We start from the raw sequence: 354 nt of genomic DNA on the forward strand, positions 1-354 counted from the left end.
TTTTACCCCGATCGGGGTATGCATCTTTGACACATCCTTTAATATCTTAGCGGCTATAAAAATGGCTTATTAATTATGCGGTTTATTTGGTCGCTCTCAATTTTCAGAGCGCGTTAATGATGGAAGGTCAATGTGAAGATTGATGCATCCCGTCGGGGCATACTCACTGGTCGCTGGCGCAAAGCCAGTAACGGTATCCGTCCGCCCTGGTCCGGTGATGAATCTCATTTTCTGACCCATTGCACCCGCTGCGACGCCTGTATTAATGCTTGTGAAAACAACATTCTGCAACGCGGCGCGGGCGGCTATCCGAGCGTTAATTTCAAAAATAACGAGTGCAGCTTCTGTTACGAC

General features: G+C 47.7%; 1 protein-coding gene. It reads left to right on the plus strand.

The annotated features are described in order from the left end of the window. Positions 1-132: 132 nt before the first annotated feature. The coding region (napF, locus tag FN960_RS23640; RefSeq protein ID WP_143850778.1) for a ferredoxin-type protein NapF at positions 133-354 on the plus strand (222 nt) is incomplete at its 3' end.

This window comes from Alkalicoccobacillus porphyridii (assembly GCF_007293315.1).
GTDB classification, from domain to species: Bacteria; Bacillota; Bacilli; order Bacillales; family Bacillaceae_D; genus Alkalicoccobacillus; species Alkalicoccobacillus porphyridii.